The sequence below is a fragment of the Stagnihabitans tardus genome, from assembly GCF_009925085.1.
Taxonomy (GTDB): Bacteria; Pseudomonadota; Alphaproteobacteria; order Rhodobacterales; family Rhodobacteraceae; genus Stagnihabitans; species Stagnihabitans tardus.
Genome location: NZ_JAABNR010000001.1, coordinates 253,731 through 277,095, shown reverse-complemented (window position 1 = coordinate 277,095; position 23,365 = coordinate 253,731). Strand labels below are relative to the sequence as shown.

The following is a 23,365-nucleotide window of genomic DNA, read 5'->3' as shown; positions in this document are numbered from 1 at the left end:
TGATCCCGATGATCGACCGGATCGGCGGAGAGGCCGCGCTTCACGCCATGGTGACACGGTTTTACGACCTGATGGAAACCGCGCCCGAAGGCGCGCGGATCATGCAGATGCATCTCGAAGGCCATGGGCTGGCCCATGTCCGCCCCGAGGCCTTCGACTTCCTCTCGGGGTTCTTCGGTGGGCGGCGGTATTACCTGGAACACCACGGGCACATGAATCTCCGCGAGATCCATGCCCATGTCGCGATCAGGCTGGAGGATGCCGAGGCCTGGCTTGGCCTCATGGACCGCGCCATGGCCGAGACCATCCCCGGGGCAGAGGCTGCGCAGATCGGTCAGGCCTTCCGCCGCGCGGCCCTGGCTTTGGTGAATGCGTAAGGCAGCGGTGGGTTTCACCCACCCTACACCCGATGGCGTAGGGTGGGTGCCAACCCACCGGTCACGAGGCCCGCGCCACCAGGACCGAGCAATGCGCCGATCCCGCCACGGCCGAGGCCACCGAGCCCAGCACCAGCCGCTTGATCCCGTGCTTGTCGCCGGTGCCCATGACGATCTGGTCAAAGCCCTCCTGGTCGGCATAGGCCACGATGGCCGGGCCCGGCTCACGGGCGATCAGCTCGATGCCGTCGACATCGGCAACCCCGCAGCCCTTGGCCTTGGTGACGGCCAGGTCCAGGATCTCGCGCACCTGTTCGGGCGTCCAGTGGCTGATCGTAGGCCCCTTGACCCCGCCATGGGCGATGTTCACCACGCAAAAGCGCAGGGGCTTGGCCGTCAGCCGCGCCAGCTCGGCCGCCTTGGCCACCCCAACCATCGAGTGATCGGTCCCATCCGTCGGGCAGAGAATCTTCGCAGACATCTGAGGTCTCCTGTCATGTTGCCTTTATGGTGGGATAGCGCGGAAAAGCCCTTGTTTCCTTGACCTGGGTCAAAGGGAAACCGCCTGCGCCAGGGGCAAGGAGCCTCTGTGCTGGCAAGATGGGATGCTGGACGGATTGGCTGGGGCGCTAGGGATCGAACCTAGGAATGTCGGTACCAAAAACCGATGCCTTACCGCTTGGCGACGCCCCAACCGTGCGGCTCTCTTAGGCAATCGGGCGGGGGATGTAAAGCCATGAGCCCGCGAAATCTGCGCGAGTTTTCGGGCCTTTGGCGGGCGGACTTCGCCTGCTGGCGGATGGTCATTGGTGATGTGAAGGATTGGCTGGGGCGCTAGGGATCGAACCTAGGAATGGCGGTACCAAAAACCGCTGCCTTACCGCTTGGCGACGCCCCAACCGTGTCGGGGTGTTTAGCCAAAGCGCGGGGGGGCCGCAAGAGGGTCCTGCGAAAAATCCGCGCCGTTTTCTTTACCCGGTTGCCCAAGTCCCGGGCCGGGCTTAACAGGGCCGGATGAAAACATATGACGCAATCATCCTTGGGGCTGGCGCGGCCGGCATGATGGCCGCCATCGAGGCCGGTCGGCGCGGCCGCCGCGTTCTGGTCATCGACCATGCCAAATCCGCCGGAGAGAAGATTCGCATCTCGGGCGGCGGGCGGTGCAACTTCACCAACATGACGGTCAGCGCCGAGCGCTTTCTTGGCCAGAACCCGCGATTCGCGCTTTCGGCGCTGAAGCGCTTCGGGCCCTGGGACTTCATCTCCCGGGTCGATGCGGCGGGCATCACCTGGCACGAAAAGGCGCTGGGGCAGCTCTTTTGCGACGGCAAGGCCACGCAGATCGTCGAGCTTCTCTTGCGCGACATGGCCGAGGCGCGGGTGGAGCTCTGGCTCGACTGCGCCATCGGTGAGGTCCGCGAGGGCTTTACCCTGGCCACCGCCCGGGGGGATGTGACGGCGCCGAGGCTGGTGGTGGCCACGGGCGGCAAGTCGATCCCGAAGATGGGGGCGACCTCCTTCGGCTACAAGCTGGCCGAGGCCTTCGGCCTGCCCGTGACCGAGACCCGGCCTGCGCTGGTGCCCCTGACCTTCGCCACGCAAGAGCTGGAATGGATGGCGCCCCTGTCGGGGGTCTCCTTGCCGGTCGTGGCGCGGGCCGAGGGCGGGCCTGCCTTTCCCGAGGCGCTTCTCTTCACCCATCGCGGGCTGTCGGGGCCTGCGGTCTTGCAGGTCTCGAGCTATTGGCGCGAGGGGCAGGGGGTGAAGGTCGATCTTCTGCCGGGGGTCGATGTGGCTGCGGTCCTGCGCGCGGCGCGGGGGGCGAATGGGCGGCAGGGCCTGGGGGCGGCGCTGGCGGGGGTCATGCCCGAGCGGCTGGCGCGGCATCTCGGGGGGGGGCTTGCGCCCGAGGCTGCGATCTCGACCCTCTCCAACGCCGCTGTCGAGCGGATCTCGGCCGCCCTGCATGGCTGGCAGATGACCCCGGTGGGCTCGGAGGGCTACCGGACGGCGGAGGTGACGCTGGGGGGCGTCGATACGGCGGCGCTCGATGCCCGCACGATGGAGGCCAAGGGGGTTCCGGGGCTTTATTTCGTGGGCGAGGTCGTGGATGTGACGGGCTGGCTCGGGGGGTATAATTTCCAATGGGCCTGGTCCTCGGGCTGGGCGGCGGGGCAGGCGCTGTGAGGCGCTTGCACGCGTGCAAATGCGTGCAAGGCGCTGATATAAAACGGTTATGCCGTTTGCGTTAAGGTTTCGGTAACCGGGCTTGCACGGCGGAGTCACGATCTTGGGCGGGGCGCTTGCGGCCCGCCCCGCCTCCCCGGTCCATGCTCCCGCCCACCCACCCCGCATGGACCGGGGAGGCGGGGCTGCATCTGGCCCCCGATATCGGCGCGGGGCTGGACATGGGGCCCCGGATCGGGAAGCCTCGGGTTGACAGGAGATCATAGCATGAGGCCCTGGGCTCCGCTTTTGCTTTGCGCCTTGCCGGGGGCGGCGCTTGCCGGGGAGCCCGCGTTTTCCTGCGCGGGCGCGCTCTCGGTCCCGGAGGCTGCGATCTGTGCCGCGCCCGACCTCGCCCTGGCCGACCGGGTGCTTTCCGCGCTTTACGGCAAGGCCCTCGCGGCGGAGCCGGGCCAAAGACCTCGCCAGCGCGCCTTCCTGGCCGAACGGGACGCTTGCGTCAGCGACACAACCTGCCTGCGAGAGGCCTATGGTGGGCGGATCGCGGAACTGGGCGGCCTCTCGGGGTTCGACCTTGGCCTGACCGAATTCCGCTGGGTGGCGCCGCTGGAGGGCGCCTCGGTCTCGGGCCTCTGGGCGCCGGAAGCCTCCGACGACGGCCACCTACGCGGCCCGGCCCTCTTCGAGGTGACCCTGGCCGAGACGCGCCTTGTCCTGGTCGCGCCGGAAATCGCCCTGGCCCGCGATCTCCCGCCCAAGGACCGGCCGCTGCGGCTGACCTGGGCGGACCGGGCCCTCTCTGGCGCCTGCGAGAAGAATGGGGAAGACATCTGTCTTTATCCCGGCGAAGGCCCCTTCGACCTGCAAGACCTGGATTTCGACGGCGCCCCCGAGGCTTTGATCGCCGATGCCGGGGCAGGTCAGCGCGGCGTGCCGCTGATCTGGGTCTATTCGCTGCCCGAGGGGCGCGACCTCTCCCGCGACCACGCGGTCTTTGGCCGGATCGACGGGCTGACGCAAGTCAACCTGACCCGCCGAGAGATCGTCATCATGACTTCCAGCGGCGCCTGCAGTTCCTCTGCGGACACCTATGCCGCCGAGCGCAACTTCGCCCTGGTTGAGATCGAGGCCTGGAGCACGGAGGGCGAGGACTGCCACCACGACCTGACCCGCATCGCGCCGGATGGAAGCCGCCGCACCACGCGGATCGAGGACTGATCCCCTTTCACATTGACCGAAATATCCCGGGGGTGGAGGGGGCTGGCCCCCTCCTTACAACCGCACCGGATCGGCCTTGGCCAGCCGGTCGAGGTCCATCAAGAGCTGCACCAGCTTGGCCATATCCTTCAGATGGATCATGTTCGGCCCATCCGAGGGGGCGCGGTCGGGGTCTTCATGCGTCTCGATGAAGACGCCCGCGATGCCCAAGGACACGGCCGCCCGCGCCATGGCGGGGGCGAAGCGGCGGTCGCCGCCGGAGGAGCCGCCCTGGCCGCCGGGGGCCTGGACGGAATGGGTGGCATCCATGATCACCGGGTAGCCGGTCTGGGCCATGATCGGGAAAGACCGCATGTCGGCCACCAGCGCGTTATAGCCGAAGCTCGCGCCGCGCTCGGTCAAAAGGATATTCTCATTGCCGGTCGAGGCCACCTTGGCGGCCACATTGGCCATGTCCCAGGGCGCAAGGAACTGGCCCTTCTTGATATTCACCACGGCGCCGGTCTGGCCTGCGGTCAGAAGCAGGTCGGTCTGGCGGCAGAGAAAGGCGGGGATCTGGATGACATCGACCACATGGGCGGCCTCCACCGCCTGGGCCGCGTCATGGATATCGGTCAGGACGGGCATGGTCTTGCGCACCGTCTCCAGCACCTTCAGCCCGGCCTCGATCCCCAGACCGCGCTTGCCCGACAGCGAGGTGCGGTTGGCCTTGTCATAGCTCGCCTTGAAGACATATTGCGCGCCCGCGGCCGCACAGGCCTCGGCCATCACGCCCGCGATCATCTGGGCATGGTCCAGGCTTTCGAGCTGACAGGGCCCCGCGATCACCAAAAGCGGCCTGTCGTTGCCGACGGTCAGCCCGCCGATCGTCACGTCTTTCATCATCACCCCGAGACTTGTTCGCGCAGGATCGCTGCGGTCATCGAGACCATGAGGTAAAGCCCCAGGAAGATCAACATGACGACCAGGGTATCCTCGAACGCCTTGGGGTAAGAGGCGCTGTCGGGGGGGACGGGGCGGACCGCGAGCTCCAGGTAGCGGGTCTGGCGCTGCGCCTCGATCCGGGAGGTTTCCATGGCAGAGGTGGCCTGGGCCAGCATCATCTGCCGCGTCGCGACCTCGGCCGTGGCCATGGCGAGGTCGGATTGCACGGTGGCCAGCGAGGGCCCGGCGCCCTCGGTCTCGGTCAGGCCGGAGCGGAGCTTGGCGATCTCGGCCTCCAGCGTGGCGATGCGGGTCTTGACCGGGTCCAGGCGGGCCTGGTTCGGTTCGGCATTGGACTGGATCTGCGCCAGGGCCAGGCGTTCCTGCAGAAGCTGGCTGTCGAGGGCGGCGATCTGGCTGGTGACGAGGCCGGCCTCGACCTCGGAGGAGAGGGTCTTGTACTTGGTTTGCAGGTTCACGAGGTTGGTCTGGGCGTCCTGCAGCTTGGCCGTGGCATCGGCAAAAGCCTCTTTCGCGCTGTTTTCCTGGTCGCGGCGCAACTTGGCCGAAAGCTGGTCGACCCGCTCTTCGGCATAGCCGATCAGCGCGGTCGAGAACTCCACCGCGACATTGGGGTCGGCGGCAGAGACCTCGAGGTTGATCAGCCCCTCGGTCGGGTCATAGCTGACGATCACGTATTTGGAGTAAAGCGAATAGGCCGCGCCATTGCCCGCCTCGGGCGACAGGCGTTGCAGCGGGTCGATCTTGGGGTCCGAGAAATGCGCGCGGAAGCCCTTGTCCTGGTCCAGCCGCTGCATGGCGTCGGTGGATTGCAGGAAGTTCTGCACGGCGACGGAATCCTGCGAGGTGGCAAAGGAGGTGCCCGAGAAGAGCCCGGCCATCTGGGAGGCGGCGGTGGATTGCTGGATCACGAATTTCGAATGCGCCGTATACATCGGCGTGGCGACGGCGAAGAAATACCAGCCCGCGACGATGGTGGGCAGAAGGACGAAGATCGCGAGCTTGGCCCAGAGGAGCGCATAGCGCTTGCGGCGGCGGCGGACGAGGTCGGCCTGGATGCGCCGCACCTCGGCCAGGTGGCTGTCCTCGGCCCGGACCTCGGTCGAGGGCAGGGGGGCGGGCTTTACCGTCTGGGGCAGCTTGTTGGCCTCGGGCGGGACGGTCAGGGCGCGGGAGGCTTCTGGCGCGGGGTCGGCGTCGCCCTGCACCAGCTCCAGCACGGCGGAGCGGCCGAAGGGGTCGATGCCGGCCTGGCGCAGGAGCCTGACGGCGTCGAAATCGGAAGTGGCGGGCAGGTTGTGCTTTTGCGCCATGCGCCGGGCGATGCGGAGCTGGCGGCCGGTCAGACCCTCTTGCCTGATGCCGTCGATCTCGGGGCCTGCGGGGGCGTCGGGGTCGCTGGGGGCGGCGGGGCGGACGAAGCTTTGATTGCCGAAGCCGTCCTCGTCACCCTCGGGCATGAAGGCGTCATCGGGGATCGTCCCGGTGGGCTGCCGCGTCGCAACGGCGGCCTGTTCAGGGGCGCTGGCCGGGGCGGCGCTTGCCGCCACCGTTGCCGAGACTGGCCCCGAGACTTGTGCCGAGACTGGCACCGCGACGGGGCGCGGCGGCAGGGGCTTGCTGGCCGGTTCGGCCGGCAGCGGGCTCAGGCGATAGCGGTCAACTTTGAGCTTCATAGTCATAAAGCTGTTTCGCCTCTTCGAGGGTTTCGAACTGGTAGAGCTGGCCGTTCTTCAGCACGGCGGCCGAGCGGCAGAATTTCTCAAGCGTCTTGGGCTGGTGGCTGACGACGATGACGGTGGCCTTTTGCAAACGGTCGCGCAGGATCGCTCCCGCCTTCTTGTTGAACTCGACATCGGTGGACGACGGCATCCCCTCGTCGATGAGGTAGATGTCGAACTCCAGGGCCAGCATCAGCGCGAAGTTGAAGCGCGACTTCATGCCCTGGCTATAGGTCCCCACCGGCATGTCGAAATAGGCGCCGATCCCGCAGAGCCAGCGACAGAAGGCCTCGATATAATCGGGGTCCAGCGCATAGAGCTGCGCGATGTAGCGGCAGTTTTCCTTGGCGGTGTGCTTGGGGATCACGCCGCCCATGAAGCCCAGGGGGAAAGAGATGCGCGAGGTGCGGCGGACCACGCCCTCATCCGGCTTCTCAAGCCCCGCCATCATGTTGATGATCGTGGTCTTGCCCGTGCCGTTCCTGGCCAGGATCCCCAGCGAATTGCCCAGCGTCACGCGAAAGGACGCCCGGTCCAGGATGACCTTGCGACCGGCCTTGGTCGCGAAGCTCTTGCTGACATTCTCGAACTCGATCATGCCGTCCGTTCCGCCTTTCAGGGCCATATCGCCGAAAGGAGCGGCCTCAGCCGCTTTCGACCCTTCTGGCCTAGCGCATTATCCTTAACGCATCCTTTCCGCCAGAGCGTCAAGGAGGGGGGGCAAATCGCACCATCGCGAGATTCCCCCCGAATGGATACAATACCGCGCAATCTGGCAGGAATAAGGCCCGGGCCCGCAACAAAGCGGTTCACGTGCTTGTGTCGTCAGCTCGGGCGCATCAGCCGCGCAAGGCCAAGCGCCAGGGGCCCGAAGAGGAGCGACAGCGCGAGGCCCGCCCGCGCCCCCCCGGCGGCACCGCCGCCGCCAAGCCCCTGATCCAGCGCCAGGAGCGGCAAGGTCAGGCCCGGCGCGAGCAAAAGCGCCACCAGCACCAGGTCGCGCAGCCGGAGACCCGGCGGCAGGCGCGCCCCCATGAGCCCGATGCCAAGCCCGATGCCAAGCAGCAGCCCCACCGGCCGCAGCGCCAGCGCCCCCAGCGTGCGCGCCACATCGGGGCCGAGGATCGCGAAATCGACGCCTCCCGCCGTCAGCCCGAAGAGGAAGGCCACCACGGGCAAGAGCGGGAGAATCCGGGCCTCCAGCCGGTTGAGCGGGTCCTGAAGGCGGTTCTCGGCCTCGGCAAAAAGGCCCAGGCCATGGGCGGCATGGGGGATCAGCGGGATCAGCGGCAAGAGCGCCAGGGCGGCGGGCAGGCCCGCCATCAGGACCGAGGCCCAGGTGATCAGCGCGGTGACGAGGATCGGCGCCAGGGCCTGGCCGCGCTGGTGCTGGCGCTCGCTGGGGCCGGTCGGGGCGAAGCGGGCGCGGTAGACCAGGGGGGCGAGGGCTGCGGGCAAAAGCCACAGGAGCTTGGCCGCCCCGGCCAGGCGATTGGCGCTGTCGGGCACCTCGGGCGAGGGGAGGAGGGCGGTGAGCGCCAGCGTGAGGCGCTCGGCCGCGATGCCGCCCGCCGCGATCATGTCGAGCGCGAGGGCCAGGAAGAGGAGGAGGGGCAGGGCCGGATGCCCCGGCCCGAAGATGCGGCGCCCGAAGGCCCAGGCCAGCGCCAGGTCCGCGCCGAGGCAGAGGCTCCACCCCGCGATGCCGGGCAGGTCCGAGAGGCCGAGGAGGCCCGTGACGCTCCAGAGGAACAGGGGGAGGCAGAGCGCGCCGAAGAGCGCCGGAGCGATGAGCCGCTTTTGTGCCGGTGCGGCGAGAATGCCCTTTTCGAGGCGCAGGGATTCGAAGAACTCCTTGCCGAGGACGAAGAGGAAAAGCGCCATGAGCCCCTGGGTGACGAGGGTCTGGGGCGTGAGGCGCGGGAAAAGCGCGAGGTCGGGCAGGAGCCGGTATTCGATCGCGTCGTAATAGGCGGCGGGGGCGAGGTTGACGGCGAGGGTGGCCGTGGCAGCGCCGAGGAGCAGGGCGAGGGCCAGGCGGTCGAGATGGGGAGAAACGCGGATCATGGGGCCTTCGCCGTCAGGTTGGGGGCCGCTTCGGCCTTCTTCGCAGCGCCCGAGTCGGGCGCCTTGCCCCCAGAGGATGCCGGGCGAGGCGGGGTGTCAACGGGGGGAAGCGAGGGGGCGAAGCGAGAGGGCAGCTGCCCCCTCGCGCTCCCCTGCCCTGGGGAGGCCTTGGCCTCCCCCGGACCCCCACGGGGGGATGGCTTGAGGGCGGGGTTTTGGGGGGAGGGGTGGCGCTTCGGGCTCCGGGGGGCGAGGGGGCTGCCGCCCCCTCGCGCTCCCCTGCTTGGGGCGAAGGCCTTGGCCTCCCCCGGAGCCCCCTCGGGGCGCCAAAGGACTTGGGTTACAGCAGGCGGATCAGGGCGAGGATCAGGCCCAGGATCAGGGCGTCGGCCAGCCAGAAACTCGGGGCGGGCAGGGCGCGGGCCAGGGTGTGTGCCCGGGCGCGGGAATTGGGCTGGCGGGAAAGCGGCGAGGGCGAATGGCGCAAGGTCGGGGCCTCCTTTGACCAGCGGACCTGTCGAGAGTGGCACCAGGGCATGAAAAAGAGGTTAACGCCTGAAAAAGCCAAAGGGCGCCGCTGGGGCGCCCTTTGCAACGGGGTGTTCGGGAGGCTTTAGGCCGCGAGGTTGCGCAGCACATAGTGCAGGACGCCGCCGTGCTTGACGTAGTCGATCTCGATCTCGGTATCGATGCGGCACTTCAGCTGCACCTCTTTCACCGAACCATCGGCGAAGGTGATGGTGCAGGGCACGAGGCTCAAGGGCTTCAGGTCGCCGTCGAGGCCATGGATCGCCACGACCTCGTCTCCCTTCAGACCGAGCGTCTTGCGGGTGTCGCCATTCGTGAACTCGAAGGGGATGACGCCCATGCCGACGAGGTTCGAGCGGTGGATCCGCTCGAAGCTCTCGGCGATCACCGCCTTGACGCCCAGAAGCGCGGTGCCCTTGGCGGCCCAGTCGCGCGAGGAGCCCGCGCCGTATTCGATGCCGCCGAAGATCACCAGGGGGGTGCCCTGCGCCTGCCAGGCCATCGAAGCATCAAAAATCGAGGTCTGCGCGCCATCGGGGCCCTTGGAGAAACCGCCCTCGACGCCATCGAGCATCTCGTTCTTGATGCGGATATTGGCGAGCGTGCCGCGCATCATCACCTCGTGGTTGCCGCGCCGGGCGCCATAGGAGTTGAACTCGGAGACCGGAACGCCGCGCTCGGTCAGGTACTTGCCCGCCGGGGTCCCGGCCTTGAAGCTGCCTGCCGGGGAGATGTGGTCGGTGGTGATCATGTCGCCGAAGAGGCCGAGGATGCGGGCGCCCTCGATGTTCGAGATCACGCCCGGGGTCTTGGACATGCCACGGAAATAGGGCGGGTTCTGGATATAGGTCGAGGAGGCGGGCCAGTCATAGGTCTCGGCCTCGGTGACCTCGACGCCTTGCCAATTCGCGTCGCCTTTGAAGACATCGGCGTATTTCTTCAGGAAGGCGGCGCGGGTGACGGTGGATTCCACCAGGTCGGCGACCTCTTTCGTCGTGGGCCAGACGTCTTTCAGATAGACCGGGCCATTGGTGCCCTGGCCCAGGGGCTCGGTGGTCAGGTCGATGTTCAGGTCACCGGCCAGCGCATAGGCAACGACCAGGGGCGGGGAGGCCAGGTAGTTGGCGCGGACATCCGGGGAGATGCGGCCTTCGAAGTTGCGGTTGCCGGAGAGGACGGCGGTCGCCACCAGGTCGCCTTCGGCGATGGCGGCGGAGATCGCCGGGTCCAGCGGGCCGGAGTTGCCGATGCAGGTGGTGCAGCCGTAACCCACCAGGTTGAAGCCGACGGCATCGAGATCCTCTTGCAGGCCGGCGGCCTCAAGATATTCCGACACGACTTGCGATCCGGGGGCCAGAGAGGTCTTGACCCAGGGCTTGGACTTCAGGCCGAGCTGACGGGCTTTGCGCGCCACGAGGCCCGCGCCGATCATCACGTAAGGATTGGAGGTATTGGTGCAGGAGGTGATCGAGGCGATCACGACCTTGCCCGAGGACATGGTGTAATCCTGACCCTTCACGGCGACTTCGACGCCTTGCGGGCGCTTGAAGGAGGCTTCCATCTCTTTGGCGAAAGAGGCTTTCGCATCGGTCAGCGGCAGGAAGTCCTGCGGGCGCTTCGGGCCCGAGATGGCGGGGACGATGGTGCCCATGTCCAGCTCAAGCGTCGAGGTGTAGATCGGCGCGTAGTCCGACCCGCGCCACATGCCGTTGGCCTTGGCATAGGCCTCGACCAGCGCAATCCTGGCCTCGTCGCGGCCGGTGTTCTTCAGGTAGCGGATCGTCTCGCCGTCGATCGGGAAGAAGCCGCAGGTCGCGCCGTACTCGGGGGCCATGTTGGCGATGGTGGCGCGGTCGGCGAGGGGGAGATGGTCGAGGCCCTCACCGTAGAATTCGACGAACTTGTTCACCACGCCGTGCTTGCGCAGCATCTGGACGACCTTCAGCACGAGGTCGGTGGCGGTGGTGCCCTCCATCATCGCGCCGGTCAGCTTGAAGCCAACGACCTCGGGGATCAGCATCGACACCGGCTGGCCGAGCATCGCGGCCTCGGCCTCGATCCCGCCGACGCCCCAGCCGAGGACGGCCAGGCCGTTGACCATGGTCGTGTGGGAGTCGGTGCCCACGAGGGTATCGGGGTAAGCCACCTGGACGCCGTTCTGGTCGGCATCGGTCCAGACGGTCTGGGCCAGGTATTCCAGGTTCACCTGGTGGCAAATCCCGGTGCCGGGGGGCACGACGCGGAAATTGTTGAAGGCCTTCTGGCCCCATTTCAGAAAGACGTAACGCTCCATGTTCCGCTCATATTCGCGGTCCACATTCGCCTTGAAGGCGCGGGGCGTGCCGAATTCGTCGATCATGACCGAGTGGTCGATGACCAGATCGACCGGCACCAAGGGGTTGATCTTGGCGGCGGAACCCTTCAGCCCGATGATCCCGTCACGCATGGCGGCGAGGTCGACCACGGCCGGAACCCCGGTGAAGTCCTGCATCAACACGCGGGCCGGGCGATAGGCGATCTCGCGCGGGTTCTTGCCCCCTTGCGCGCCCCATTCGGCAAAAGCCTTGATGTCATCCACGGTGACCGTCTTGCCATCCTCGAAGCGCAGCATGTTTTCCAGCACCACCTTCAGCGAGGCGGGGAGCTTGGAGAAATCGCCAAGGCCTGCGGCCTGGGCTGCGGGGATCGAATAGTAATCGACGCTGGCGCCGCCCGCCGTAAGCGTGGTCCGGGTCTTTGCGCTGTCATGTCCGACGGTGACGGTCATCATGGCCTCCATGGGTGGGATGCCCCCTTTTGCCGCAATGCGGCACATGGGGCAAGAAACTTCGGGACGGGAATCATCTGCCTCGCATCCATTGTATGCAATTGTATGCCGAATTGCCAGAGGCTGGATAAAATGCGCTGCATTGGCCGGGCCAGGCGCATTCTCGGGGGCATTCTCGGGGGCATTCCCGGGCGCAACCCTGGGTGGAGGCCCGTTGGAGGCTCGACGCTTTCCGGGACAGTCAAGGCGCGGACAGGGGCAGAAAATACCCCAGCCCGCGCCGAGGTCGCAAAACCTTGATTGGCTGCAACGGCGGAAAGGGATTAGAAGCGAGGCAGTTCTAGGGGACCTTTCGATGAGATCTGCGCTGATTGGCGCCGTGGTGGCCTGTGCCGCCATGGGCGCTCCCGTGATGTCGCAAGAGACCGTGCAACTGGGCACGGTGGTCGAACTTTACACCTCCCAGGGCTGCTCTTCCTGCCCGCCGGCCGATGAATACCTGCGCGACCTGGCGGCTCAGCCGGGGGTCATCGCCCTGTCGCTGCATGTCGACTACTGGGATTACATCGGCTGGAAGGACAGTTTCGGCCAGGCCCGTTTCACCGACCGGCAGAAGGCCTATGCCCTGGCCGAGGGGTCCCACACGATCTACACGCCGCAGATGATCGTGGCGGGGGGCGCGCGGATCGAGGGGGTGAACCCCGGCGCCGTCTCGGAGGCCATCGCAAAGGCGCAGGGCCAGCCTGCGCCCCTGACGCTGCGCCTGACGCGGGAGGGGGACCAGATGCGGATCGCCGCCGATGCCCCGCAAAAGGCCCTGGGCCCGATGCGGGTCCAGCTCGTGCGCTTTCTGCCCGAGGCCCAGGTGATGATCGAGGCGGGCGAGAATGCCGGGCGGATGGTGGATTACACCAATGTCGTGACTTCCTGGGCGGTGGTGGGCGAATGGGACGGCATGGCGCCCCTGGCGCTGACGGCCGATGTGCCGGGGCCGGAGGGCGTGGTCGTGATCGTCCAGGCCGAGGGGCCGGGGCCCATTCATGCGGCGGCGCTGAGCCGCTGACGACTCATGGCGGGTGCCGGATCGCGCTTGGGTTGCGCCCGCGCGGCCCCCGGGGAACAGGCTTCTCTTGTTCGTGCCATGGCGCCCGGAAATCCGGCAGCGCCCTTCAGGACTTGGCGCCCCTTTGCGCGGCGCTTGCGTCGTTTCGGTCCGCAAAGCGGCGCAATATGTCCTGTCACGCGAAATGTGACAAAAAACCGGGCGGCGGGCGGCATGGGCTGGCGATGCGCCGTTGACAGGTCGCCCCCCCTGCGAAGTAAGCTTGCGCGCAGGGATACCCGGGCCGTCGTGGAACTGTCATCTGCACGGCCTAGACACCCAAATGAACGGGGAACAAACCTCGGTCCATTCCGCTGCAAGGCGGTTCACAAAGGGAGACTGACTTGACCAAGAACATCACTCTCAGCCGCCGCGGCTTCATGGCGGCCACCGCTGCCCTGGCTGCTCCGGCCATCATCTCGTCGAAAGCGCTGGCCTCGTCGGGCGAGCTGAACTTCACCGGCTGGGCCGGTTACGACAAGCTGAAGGCGGAAGTCTTCCCGGCTTTCGAAGCCGCCACCGGCATCAAGGTGAACTTCACCGAACTGCCCGACCAGGACACGATGTTCGCCCAGGCCAAGGTGGCGCTGCAATCGGGCGGGATCGACATGATCGAGCCGACCATCGACCGCGTCGGCGCCTGGAACGAGAACGGCCTTCTGGGCGCTTTCGATCCGGCCAAGCTGGCCATGGACAACTACCTGCCGGGCCTCGCCGATGGCGCGGCTGGCAAGCGCAGTGCGGATGCCAATGGCGCCCTGCTTTATGTGCCGTCGAACTGGGGCACCGAGGCGCTGGTCGTCAACACCGCGGGCGCCAAGCTGTCGTCGCCCGCCTCGCTGGGTGACCTCTTCTCGGCCGACAACCAGGTCGTGCTGCGTCCGCATTCGGCCCTGGCCGCCATGGGCCGTTACCTGGATGCGCAGGGCAAGCTGCCCTTCCCCTGGCTGGACGGCTATTCGGACATGGCCAAGATGACCCAGCTCTGGGACATCGCCCTGGCCGAGGCCATCAAGGCCAAGGGCAACGTCGTCCAGTTCTGGTCGGGCGAGAACGAGGCCAATGCCGGCTTCACCGCCAACGGCGCGACCGTGGGCCTGTGCTGGGATTCGACCGGCTTCAACCTGCGCAACGACGGCTATTCCTATGTCGCTCCGGCCGAGGGCGCCTTCGCCTGGCACCAGGGCTTCGTCATGATGAAGAACGCCGTCAACATCGACCAGGCGCATGAGCTGGCCAAGTGGGTCTCGACCGCCGATGGCGCGGCCATGTGGGCCACCGCCTTCTCGTCGAACCCGGTCGGCAAGGGCTCGGCTGAAAAGCTGAACCCCGATGTCGCGGCCTATTACTCGGGCACCTTCAACGACGAGGCCCTGTCCAAGCTGTGGTGGTGGCCCGACCAGTCGGCCGAGTTCATCGCCAAGCGCGGGGAATATGCCGACAAGTACAAGGCTGCCTGATCGCAGGACAGTCCAGGAACGCCGGGTCTTCAGGGCCCGGCGTTTTCAATGAACCCGCCCGGGCCTCGGGCGGAGCAATGAAACGACGGCCGGGCATAGACCCGGGCCGCAGGGAACGGGGAGACGGATCCTATGGGTGCAGGGATCGACCTTGACAATGTCGTCTGCGATTTTGGCAGCTTTCGCGCGGTGGACCATGTGAATGTGTCCATCCAGCCGGGCGAGTTCTTTTCTTTCCTCGGGCCATCGGGCTGCGGCAAGACCACGATCCTGCGGATGATCTCGGGCTTCAACGACCCGACCTCGGGCTCCATCCGCATCGGCGGCAAGGACACCCTGGGCCAGCGCCCGAACCAGCGCCCGACCGCGCTGATCTTCCAGAACCTCGCGCTTTTCCCGCTGATGACGATCTGGGAGAACATCGCCTTCGGGCTCGAAGTCCGCGGCGTGGGCAAGGCTGAACGCCGCGCCAAGGCCGAGGAGCTTCTGGCTCTGGTCGATCTGCCGGGGGCGGCGGACAAGATGGTGAGCCAGCTTTCGGGCGGCCAGAAGCAGCGCGTGGCGATTGCCCGCGCGCTGGCGGTGGAGCCCGATGTGATGCTCCTGGACGAGCCCCTGTCCGCCCTGGACCTGAAGCTGCGCCAGCACATGCGCGCGGAGCTTCGCGCCATCCAGAAGCGGACGGGCGTGACCTTCATCTATATCACCCATGACCAGGGCGAGGCCCTGGCCATGTCCGACCGCGTGGGCGTCATGTCCCAGGGGCGGTTGCAACAGGTCGCCGACCCGCGCGACATCTACAACAACCCGGTCAACGGCTTCGTGGCCTCTTTCGTGGGTGAAAACAACATCTTCACCGGCACCGTGGGCGCCACCGCCTCGGGCATGGCGCGGTTTGACACGGCCCATGGCCAGTTCCGCGCCCGGCTGGGCGAGACCGGCGGCGCCGCCGTCAAGCTCTACGTCCGCCCCGAGCACACGCTTTTCGCAACCGAGCCGGGGGTCGAGAACTCGCTGCCCGTCACTGTCACCGAAGTGGCCTTCGAGGGCAGCTTCATCTCGGTCCATGCCCATTCCGACAGCGGCGCCTCGCTTGTGGCCGAGTTGCGCAACGACGGGGGCCAGATGATCCCCGAGACCGGGCAGAAAGGGTTCATGACCTTTGCCGCCGAACGCGCCTCGATCCTGCCCGATGGCATCGTGAGGGCCAAGTGAGATGGGAGACCTGCTGAAACGCTATGGAGGCACGCTGACCGGCGCCTTCGTCCTGCTCACGGCCTTTTGGCTCTTGATGCTGATCATCCTGCCGAACCTGGCGCTCTTCGAGACCTCGTTCCGGCCCTATCTGCCGGTGGCCGAGATGGGCGGGCCGCGCGATGTCTATTCGGCCGACAATTACGTGAAGTTCTTCGAAAGCCCGGGGCCCATGTCGGTCTTCGGGTTTGAGATCGCGGTGCCGCTGCGGGCGCAGACCTTCCTTTACACGGTCTTCTATTCCGTCGTGGTGACCGTGGTGGCCTTTGCCTTCTCTTACCCGATCGCCTTTTACCTGGCCAAGGTCGTCAGCCCCAAATCGGTGCCGACGCTGATCCTGCTGCTCTTCATCCCGCTTTGGGTCTCCGAGGCTTTGCGGGCCTTCGCCTGGTATATCATCCTGACGCTGAACGGGCCCTTGAACGCGGCCCTGGTGGGGTTGGGGATCATGGAGAAGGCCGTGCGTTGGCAGCAGGGCGTCTTCACCAATTACGACGCCATCGTGATTGGCCTCGTTTACAACTATATCCTCTTCATGCTCTTCCCGATCTACAACGCGATGTCCTCCTTGGACACCAACCAGATCGAGGCGGCGCAGGACCTGGGCGCACCCTGGTGGAAGACCCATCTGCGCATCGTCCTGCCGCATTCCAAGCCCGGGATCGCCAGCGGTTCCGTCATGGTCTTCATGCTGGCGGCGGGCTCGCTCCTGGTGCCGACGACGCTGGGCTCGACCCGGTCGAACTGGTTCACCCAGACGATCCAGCAGGCCATGCTGGAGAGCCAGGACTGGAACACGGGTGCCGCCTATTCCTTCCTCTACCTGCTCCTTTGCACCGTGGTCGTCTTTGGCGTCATGCGGCTGTTCAAGGTGCGGCTGTCTGACATTGCCCGGTAAGGAGGAGAGACCATGACCGACAAGATGCGCAAGCTCCTCTATCATATCTACATGGGCAGCTTCCTGTTCTACCTGCTCGTCCCCCTGGTGATCATGTCCGGGGCGGCCTTCAACAACAACAAGACGCCCTCGGTCTATCCCTGGAAGGGCTTCAGCAGCCAATGGTTCGTCGAGCTGTGGAACGACGGGACGATGTGGACCTCGTTTGGCAACACGATCTGGGTGGCGCTGGCAGTGGTGGCCATCGCGGTGCCGCTGGGAGCGGCGGGAGCGATCCTGATCAACTCGATCTCGGGCTGGTCGCGGTCTTTCCTGTATTTCTTCATGGTGGCGCCGATCCTGGCGCCGGGGGCGGTGATCGGGATTTCCACCATCCTGTTCTGGAACAAGCTCTCGGTGCCGGTGGGCCTGCATCTGAGCGTGCTGGGCCAGGTGAGCTATATCGCCTCCTTCGTCATGCTTTTGGTCCTGGCGCGGTTGCAGAGCTTTGACCAGAACCTGGAAGAGGCGGCCCTGGACCTGGGCGCGAGCCACAACCAGGTGCTGCGGCGCATCCTTCTGCCGCATCTTTACCCGGCGCTTGGGGCAGGGGCGGCGATTGCCTTCTTCCAGTCGATCGAGAACTTCAACGTGACGCTCTTTACAAGGGGCACGCAGAACACGCTGACGGTCTATGTCTTCTCGAAAGTGCGCTCGGGCATCACGCCCTCGATCAACGCCCTGGCCTTCCTCCTGATCGCCGCGACCCTGGTGGCCGCGCTGATCTACGAAGTCCGCCGCCGCCGGGCTGCGGCCCTGGAAGCGGCCCGCGAAGCCGAAGGCCGCCGCGCGGCCGAGGCCGAAATGGTCTGAGCGGGGTCCGGGAGGGGTCAGAGGCATGAAATGCCACTGACCCCTCCCGGAGGAAGCCGGGGGGCTGCCGCCCCCCGGACCCCCCGCTTCAAGGGGAGCACGCTCCCCTTGAAAATCCCCGTGGATATTTTTTCCAAGTTGAAAATGCAAAGGGCGCCTCAAACAGGGCGCCCTTCGTCTTTCATACTTGCACAAATATCCCGGGGGAGGTCTGGAGGGGCCCCGCGGGTCCCTCCAGGCGGGGTCCGGGGCGGCAGCCCCCGGCTTGGGCGGGGTCCGGGGCGGCAGCCCCGGCGTCCCCCGGCGGCCTCAGGCGGTGCGGCTGGGGGTTTGCGCCTCGAACCAGCGGAAGAGGAGCACGATCAGCCCGGTCAGGCACATGTAGATCAGGGCCAGGAGCAGAAGCGGCTCGTAGATGATGAACGTGTCCTGGCGGATGCGACCGGCCACGGCATAGGTTTCCATGATCGTGATGGTCGACAGGAGCGGCGTCGATTTCAGCTGCAGGACGGTCTCGCCGCCGATGGTGGGCAGGACGCGTTGCAGGGCCTGGGGCAGCCAGATGCGGCGGAAGAGGGTGAAGCGGGGGATGCCCATGGCCTTTCCGGCCTCGAGCTGGCCATGGGGGACGGATTTGAAGGCGCCGCGCATGACCTCGCCCTCATAGCCCGCCACCGAGAGCGAGAGCGCCACGACGGCATAGGGCCAGGCCTGGCGCAGAATGGGCCAGAGCTCGCTTTTCTGCACCCAGGTGCCGGGGAAGAGCGACCCAAGCCCGTAATACAGGAGCCAGATCTGCATGAGCAGGGGCGTGCCGCGGATCACGGTGCAGAAGACGCGGGCGGGGGCGGCGAGATACCAAGGGCCCACGGCCTGGGCCAATCCGATCGGGATGGCCAGGACCATGCCCACGGCCATGGTCACCACGGTCAACCAGATCGAGAGCCAGATGCCCTTGACCAGCAGCAATTGGTATTTCGGATTGGCCAGCCAGTCCCAGCGGCCATAGATCACCGCCAGGGCAACGAGCCCGAGGCCCACCGCCGCCATCACCACCCGGTGCGGTTTCCAGAACCCCTCCATCAGCCCCTCACGTCACGTTGCCCGCGCCGCGCCCATTTCTCGATCCGGCCGAAGCCATAGATCGAAACCAGCGAGATCACGAGGTACAGGGCCATGGCGGCCGGGTAGAAGGTGAAGAAGGCCTTGGTCGTGGCCGAGGCCTGGTAGGTCGCCTTTGTCAGCTCGGCGAAACCGATGACGGCCAGAAGGGCGGTGTCCTTGGTGGCGTTCAGCCAGAGGTTCCCGAGGCCCGGCACGGCATTGGCGGTCATCAGCGGGAAGATGATGCGGCGGGCCACCAGGAAGGGCGACATGCCCATGGCGCGGGCGGCCTCGATCTGGCCATGGGGCACGGCGAGGATGGCGCCGCGCAGCACTTCCGTCTGATAGGCGCCCTGGACGAAGGCCAGGACGACGACCCCTGTCAGGAACTGCGGCAGGACGATGGTCTCGCGGCCCATGGCCACCAGGACCTCGTTCACCAGGCCCGGGACGGCATAGTAAAGGATCAGGATCAGCACCAGCTCGGGCACGGCGCGGACCAGGGTGGTGTAGACGGCGGCCAGGTCCTTGGTGACCGGGCCGCCGTAAAGCTTGCCGAAGGCCCCGGCCACCCCGATCCCGAAGCCAAGCGCATAGGCGCCAAGCGCAATCAGGATCGAGTTGCCAAGCCCCAGGAGAAGCGTGTCCCCCCAGCCGCATTCGCCAAGGCCGAGAAGCTCGAAGGACGAGAGTTGCGAGACGGGGGGACAGGCCATTACTTGCCGTAGATGTCGAAGTCGAAATAGTTCTTCGAGATGGCGTCATAGGTGCCATCGGCGCGGATCGCGGCAATCGCCTCGTTCAGCTTGGGCAGGAGCGGATCGCCCTTGCGCAGGCCAAAGCCCACACCGGCGCCGAGGATCTCGGCGTCATCGGCCACGGCACCGACCGACTCGCAGCAGGCCATGCCGGCTTCCGACTTCAGGAAGGCGTCCATGGCGATGGAATCGCCCATGACCGCATCGACACGGCCCGCGGCCAGGTCCTGGTTGTGCTCGTCCAGCGTCTGATAGGTCTTCACCTCGGCGGCCACCGAGGCGAAATACTTCTGCGTATAGGCCTCATGCGTGGTCGAGACCTGGACGCCGATGATCTTGCCGGTCAGGCCAGCGGCGTCCGGGGTGATGCCCGAACCCTTGGCGGTGACGATCATCGCGGGGGTGTTGTAATACTTGTCCGAGAAGTCGATGGTCTGGGCGCGCTCGGCGGTGATCGACATCGACGACATGATGACGTCGATCTGGCCCGAGGTCAGGGCGGGGATGATGCCGTCCCAGGCCGTGGGGGTGATGACGCATTCGATCTGCGCCTGCTTGCAGATCGCGTTCATGAAATCGACTTCCCAGCCCACCCAGTTGCCGGAGGCATCGGGCGAGGTGAAGGGCGGATAGGGCTCGGCCGCGACGCCGATCTTCACCGGCTCGGCGAAGGCGGCGGTGCCGAGGGCCATGGTGGCCACGGCGGCGAGAAGGATCTTTTTCATCGGGATCTCCTTGTTGAGCGTCCGCTTGTGCGGAATTTTGGGGCCTTAGCCCACGGTTTTCAGGAACTGCTTCAGCCGTTCCGACTTGGGCGCGCCGAAGAGCATTTCGGGCGGGCCTTCTTCTTCGATCACCCCGTTGTGGAGGTAGATCACATGGCTTGCCACATCGCGGGCAAAGCGCATCTCGTGGGTCACGAGGATCATGGTCCGGCCCTCGTCGGCCAGGCCCTTGATCACTTGCAGGACCTCGCCCACCAGTTCGGGGTCAAGCGCAGAGGTCGGCTCATCGAAGAGCATGGCCTTGGGGTCGATGGCCAAGGCGCGGGCAATGGCGGCGCGCTGCTGCTGGCCGCCCGACATGAAGGCGGGATAGGCGTCTTCCTTGGCGGCCAGGCCCACGCGGTCAAGCAGTTTGCGGGCGCGGGCCACGGCTTCGTCCTTGGGCACTTTCAGCACATGGACGGGAACCTCGATCAGGTTTTCCAAGACCGTCTTGTGAGTCCAGAGATTGAAGTTCTGGAAGACCATGCCGAGGGACTGCCGGATCCGCTCCAGCTGCTTGCGGTCGGCCGGAGAGCCATCGGGCTTCATCTTGACCTGCTCGCCCGCGACCTCGATCTGGCCGCCCGAAGGGGTCTCGAGGAAGTTGATGCAGCGCAGCATGGTCGACTTGCCCGAACCCGAGCCGCCGATGATGGCCACCACGTCGCCGACCTTGGCGGTCAGCGAGACGCCTTTCAGCACCTCGTGGCTGCCAAAGCTCTTGTGCAGGCCAGTCACGCGGATAGCGTCAGGCTGCGACGAAATCGCAGATGTCATTCAGAACTCCCCGGTCCGGCATGTTTCTGCCGTTTCAGGCAGTTGAACCAAGGCGGCGGGATTGTGCAAGCGAATATTTCGCGGCCCGGAGAGAGGCTGCCTATTCCATGTTCGTATGGCGGGCCCGCATGTCCTCGCTGCCCTGCTGAAGGCGGTCCCGCAGGGTCAGGACCAGAAGCTCGAAGGCCAGGAACATCGTGCCCTCGAAGACCGAACCCATGGGCAGAATCGAGGAGGGCGCGGTCTGGTCGCGCGCCATGGTCTGCACCGGGATGACCATGCGGACATCGGCGGCGCGGGCATCGGGGCCATCGGGCTCGGCGGTGATGCAGGCGACCTTGGCGCCTGCGCCCCGCGCCTGGGCGATCAGCGCGTTGACGGTGGCCAGTTTCCCGGGGCCGGAGGAGACGAACAAGAGGTCGCCGCGTCCGATGGGCGGGCAGGACATGTCGCCCTGCACATGGACATCGCAGCCCAGGTGGTAAAGCCGCATGGCCAGCGCCCGCATCATCAGCCCCTCGCGCCCGCAACCATAGACCACGATCTTGCGGGCCGAGGCGATGACCTCGGTCAAGATGCGGAAGTCTGCGGCCGAGATGGCAGCGGCCCCCTGGGCCAGCTCCATCGCGGCGGAGGTTGCGAGATCGGGAAGGCTCATGACCGGCTCCAATGCACATCCGCGGCGGGGATGGTGATGCCGTCATGGGTGACGGCATGCGGATTGTAGTTGATCAGGAAGGTCCAGTCACCAGAGGTCCTGCGTCGCAACCCCTGCGGCATGTGTTGGATTTTAAGCTTAGTTTCAAGGGCCAAGGAGGTGACGATGCGGTCCAAAGCCTCGTCATCGGCCCAGCCGCAGAGGTAGTGGACATTGCCCTGGCGGATCAGCGCGGGGAAGCCGTCGAGGGTCATCTCGACGGTATGGGGGCTTTCCACCTTCTCGCGCCAATGCTTGAAATGGCCGCCCAGGGCCAGGGGGACGGTGACGTCCGGCGGGAAGCTTTCGACGCGGGCGACGGTCGCCTGAAGGCCCGGCAGGTTGGGCGGCAGCGGGATGGGGGTGGCGAAGTCCTCGGTCTTTGCATTGGTCCGGGGGCCTGCAAGGACCAGGCCCTTGTAATCGGCCAATGCGGCCTTCATGGCAGGCGTCAGGGTGGCGACACCGGGGAGCGCCACGATTTTATACGCCGTAAGGTCGGAAGTATCGGGCGGCAGGATGTCGATATCGAGGCCGAGGCGACGGAAGGCGCGGTAGGTGTCGAAGGCCAGGCGGAAATAGCTGAAGTCCCTGCCTTGCGGCTGCGTGGTCCAGGCCCAGTCCGACTTGTAGTCGAAGACCAGGGCGACATGCGCCTTGGTGCCCGCCACGTCGGGCAGGTCTTTCAGTTCGCGGGCGACGCGGGCCACTTCCTCATAGGCGGGGGCGGGGGCCGAGTCGGGGCGCAGGATGCCCGCGTGCATCGTCTCTTGCGCGAAGGGGGCCTGGCGCCAGCGGAAATAGCTGACCACTTCGGCGCCATGGGCAAAGGCCTCCCAGGCCCAGAGCCGCGCCATGCCGGGCAGGGGATCGGGGTTCCAGGGCGCCCAGTTCACCGGGCCGGGCTGCTGCTCCATCACCCACCAGCGACCACCGACCGCGTCCTTGCCGGAGCGGCGCGCGCCCACGGCACGGTAGAGGTCGTGGTGGAAGGCCTGGAAGTCGGGATCCCCCTGCCGCAGGAAGTGGCGCTTGTGGGCATCCGAGGCGAAACCCCGGTCGGAGAGGAAGCCGATGGGATAGGCGTCCCAGGTCGCGATTTCCAGGTCGTCACCTACGTCGAAATGGTCGAAATCGGTGACCTGGCCCATGTAGTTGTGGCTGATGGGGGCAGGCGAGTGCTTGCGGATGATCTCGGTCTGCAGGCGGTTGAAACTGACCACCTCTTCGGAAGCAAAGCGGCGGAAGTCCATGACCCAGGCGGGGTTGGGTTCCGTCACGGTCAGGTTCGGCAGGCCGATCTCGGAGAAGTCGCGGTATTCCATCGACCAGAAGACATTGCCCCAGGAGCGGTTGAGCGCGTCGATGGATTGGTAACGCTGCGCCAGCCAGTCCTGGAAGGCGCTCTTGGCGGCCTCGGAATAGCTCAGCACCGTCTTGTGGCAGGCATATTCATTGTCGGTCTGCCAGGCGGCGACATGGGGGTTTTTCCCATAGCGCACAGCCATTTCCGTCACGATCTTCGCGCAGTCCTGGCGATAGCCCCGGTGCGAGAAGTCATAATGGCGGCGCGAGCCAAAGCCCCGCTGATGGCCCAAGCTATCCACCGCCAGCATGTCGGGCCATTTGTCCAGCATCCAGCGCGGCGGCGTCGCGGTCGGCGTGCCCAGAACCACCTTCAGCCCATGGCGGCCCAGGGTTTCGATGGACCGGTCCAGCCAGTCCCAGTCATAGCGGCCGGGCTCGGGCTCCATCCGGCTCCAGGCGAATTCGGCGATCCGCACATAGGTCAGGCCCAGTTCGGCCATGCGGCGGGCGTCTTCCTCCCAGACCGTTTCGTTCCATTGTTCGGGGTAGTAGCAGACGCCAAGCGCACGTTTCATCAT

At 66.2% G+C, this 23,365-nt stretch carries 21 protein-coding genes and 2 tRNA genes; 8 read left to right on the top strand and 15 right to left on the bottom strand.

What is annotated here, in order from left to right:
• Positions 1–8: 8 nt before the first annotated feature.
• Positions 9–377, top strand: a complete 369-nt coding sequence (locus GV832_RS01280; protein WP_227754180.1) for a group II truncated hemoglobin — start codon at positions 9–11, stop codon at positions 375–377.
• Positions 378–438: 61 nt separating this feature from the next.
• On the opposite strand, the gene GV832_RS01275 is transcribed toward GV832_RS01280, so the two are convergent.
• The 3 genes from GV832_RS01275 to GV832_RS01265 form a co-directional block, all read right to left on the bottom strand.
• Entirely contained in the window at positions 439–858 is a 420-nt protein-coding gene (locus GV832_RS01275; protein ID WP_168772990.1) for a universal stress protein, read from the bottom strand.
• Positions 859–995: 137 nt separating this feature from the next.
• Positions 996–1,070: transfer RNA gene (locus tag GV832_RS01270), tRNA-Gln, on the bottom strand.
• 130 nt (positions 1,071–1,200) lie between these two features.
• Positions 1,201–1,275: transfer RNA gene (locus GV832_RS01265), tRNA-Gln, on the bottom strand.
• Positions 1,276–1,391: 116 nt separating this feature from the next.
• Between GV832_RS01265 and GV832_RS01260 the strand changes: the two genes are divergently transcribed.
• Entirely contained in the window at positions 1,392–2,564 is a 1,173-nt protein-coding gene (locus GV832_RS01260; RefSeq protein WP_168772989.1) for a BaiN/RdsA family NAD(P)/FAD-dependent oxidoreductase, read from the top strand.
• 267 nt (positions 2,565–2,831) lie between these two features.
• On the top strand, positions 2,832–3,782 hold the full coding sequence (locus GV832_RS01255; RefSeq protein WP_168772988.1) for a lysozyme inhibitor LprI family protein: 951 nt from the start codon (positions 2,832–2,834) through the stop codon (positions 3,780–3,782).
• A 54-nt stretch (positions 3,783–3,836) separates the two neighbouring features.
• Here GV832_RS01255 and kdsA read toward each other — a convergent pair whose 3' ends face one another.
• From kdsA to acnA, 6 genes are all read right to left on the bottom strand, one after another.
• Complete coding sequence (gene kdsA, locus GV832_RS01250) at positions 3,837–4,664, bottom strand: 3-deoxy-8-phosphooctulonate synthase (protein WP_168773121.1); 828 nt, start codon at positions 4,662–4,664, stop codon at positions 3,837–3,839.
• Positions 4,665–4,666: 2 nt separating this feature from the next.
• On the bottom strand, positions 4,667–6,403 hold the full coding sequence (locus GV832_RS01245; protein WP_227754166.1) for a KpsE/RkpR family capsule polysaccharide export protein: 1,737 nt from the start codon (positions 6,401–6,403) through the stop codon (positions 4,667–4,669).
• Complete coding sequence (locus tag GV832_RS01240) at positions 6,387–7,046, bottom strand: ABC transporter ATP-binding protein (protein ID WP_168772986.1); 660 nt, start codon at positions 7,044–7,046, stop codon at positions 6,387–6,389. The genes GV832_RS01245 and GV832_RS01240 overlap by 17 nt, the downstream gene beginning before the upstream one ends.
• A 227-nt stretch (positions 7,047–7,273) precedes the next feature.
• Positions 7,274–8,515: a Na+/H+ antiporter NhaA gene (locus tag GV832_RS01235; protein WP_168772985.1), complete on the bottom strand. Its 1,242-nt coding sequence runs from the start codon at positions 8,513–8,515 to the stop codon at positions 7,274–7,276.
• Between the two features lie 340 nt (positions 8,516–8,855).
• On the bottom strand, positions 8,856–9,002 hold the full coding sequence (locus GV832_RS01230) for a hypothetical protein (RefSeq protein WP_168772984.1): 147 nt from the start codon (positions 9,000–9,002) through the stop codon (positions 8,856–8,858).
• 126 nt (positions 9,003–9,128) lie between these two features.
• The gene (acnA, locus tag GV832_RS01225) at positions 9,129–11,810 is read right to left on the bottom strand and encodes an aconitate hydratase AcnA (RefSeq protein WP_168773120.1); all 2,682 of its coding nucleotides are present in this window, start codon (positions 11,808–11,810) and stop codon (positions 9,129–9,131) included.
• Positions 11,811–12,165: 355 nt separating this feature from the next.
• Here acnA and GV832_RS01220 point away from each other — a divergent pair, with 355 nt between their 5' ends.
• The 5 genes from GV832_RS01220 to GV832_RS01200 all read left to right on the top strand — a co-directional run bounded on the left by GV832_RS01220 (position 12,166) and on the right by GV832_RS01200 (position 17,376).
• Positions 12,166–12,873, top strand: coding sequence for a DUF1223 domain-containing protein (locus GV832_RS01220; protein WP_168772983.1), 708 nt, complete (start codon positions 12,166–12,168; stop codon positions 12,871–12,873).
• Positions 12,874–13,256: 383 nt separating this feature from the next.
• Positions 13,257–14,372, top strand: a complete 1,116-nt coding sequence (locus GV832_RS01215; RefSeq protein ID WP_168772982.1) for a type 2 periplasmic-binding domain-containing protein — start codon at positions 13,257–13,259, stop codon at positions 14,370–14,372.
• 132 nt (positions 14,373–14,504) lie between these two features.
• Positions 14,505–15,587, top strand: a complete 1,083-nt coding sequence (locus tag GV832_RS01210) for an ABC transporter ATP-binding protein (protein WP_168772981.1) — start codon at positions 14,505–14,507, stop codon at positions 15,585–15,587.
• Between the two features lies 1 nt (position 15,588).
• Positions 15,589–16,524, top strand: a complete 936-nt coding sequence (locus GV832_RS01205) for an ABC transporter permease (protein WP_168772980.1) — start codon at positions 15,589–15,591, stop codon at positions 16,522–16,524.
• A gap of 12 nt (positions 16,525–16,536) precedes the next feature.
• Positions 16,537–17,376, top strand: a complete 840-nt coding sequence (locus tag GV832_RS01200; RefSeq protein ID WP_168772979.1) for an ABC transporter permease — start codon at positions 16,537–16,539, stop codon at positions 17,374–17,376.
• A 309-nt stretch (positions 17,377–17,685) separates the two neighbouring features.
• Here GV832_RS01200 and GV832_RS01195 read toward each other — a convergent pair whose 3' ends face one another.
• From GV832_RS01195 to GV832_RS01170, 6 genes are all read right to left on the bottom strand, one after another.
• A complete protein-coding gene (locus tag GV832_RS01195; protein WP_168772978.1) occupies positions 17,686–18,459 on the bottom strand; it encodes an ABC transporter permease in 774 nt (257 codons plus the stop codon).
• Positions 18,459–19,196, bottom strand: a complete 738-nt coding sequence (locus tag GV832_RS01190) for an ABC transporter permease (protein ID WP_168772977.1) — start codon at positions 19,194–19,196, stop codon at positions 18,459–18,461. Before GV832_RS01190 ends, GV832_RS01195 begins: the two co-directional genes overlap by 1 nt.
• Complete coding sequence (locus GV832_RS01185; RefSeq protein WP_168772976.1) at positions 19,196–19,963, bottom strand: transporter substrate-binding domain-containing protein; 768 nt, start codon at positions 19,961–19,963, stop codon at positions 19,196–19,198. The genes GV832_RS01190 and GV832_RS01185 overlap by 1 nt, the downstream gene beginning before the upstream one ends.
• Positions 19,964–20,008: 45 nt before the next feature.
• Entirely contained in the window at positions 20,009–20,782 is a 774-nt protein-coding gene (locus GV832_RS01180; protein WP_168772975.1) for an ABC transporter ATP-binding protein, read from the bottom strand.
• 100 nt (positions 20,783–20,882) lie between these two features.
• Positions 20,883–21,440, bottom strand: coding sequence for an SIS domain-containing protein (locus tag GV832_RS01175; RefSeq protein ID WP_168772974.1), 558 nt, complete (start codon positions 21,438–21,440; stop codon positions 20,883–20,885).
• Entirely contained in the window at positions 21,437–23,362 is a 1,926-nt protein-coding gene (locus GV832_RS01170; RefSeq protein WP_168773119.1) for a beta-galactosidase, read from the bottom strand. Before GV832_RS01170 ends, GV832_RS01175 begins: the two co-directional genes overlap by 4 nt.
• Between the last annotated feature and the right edge of the window lie 3 nt (positions 23,363–23,365).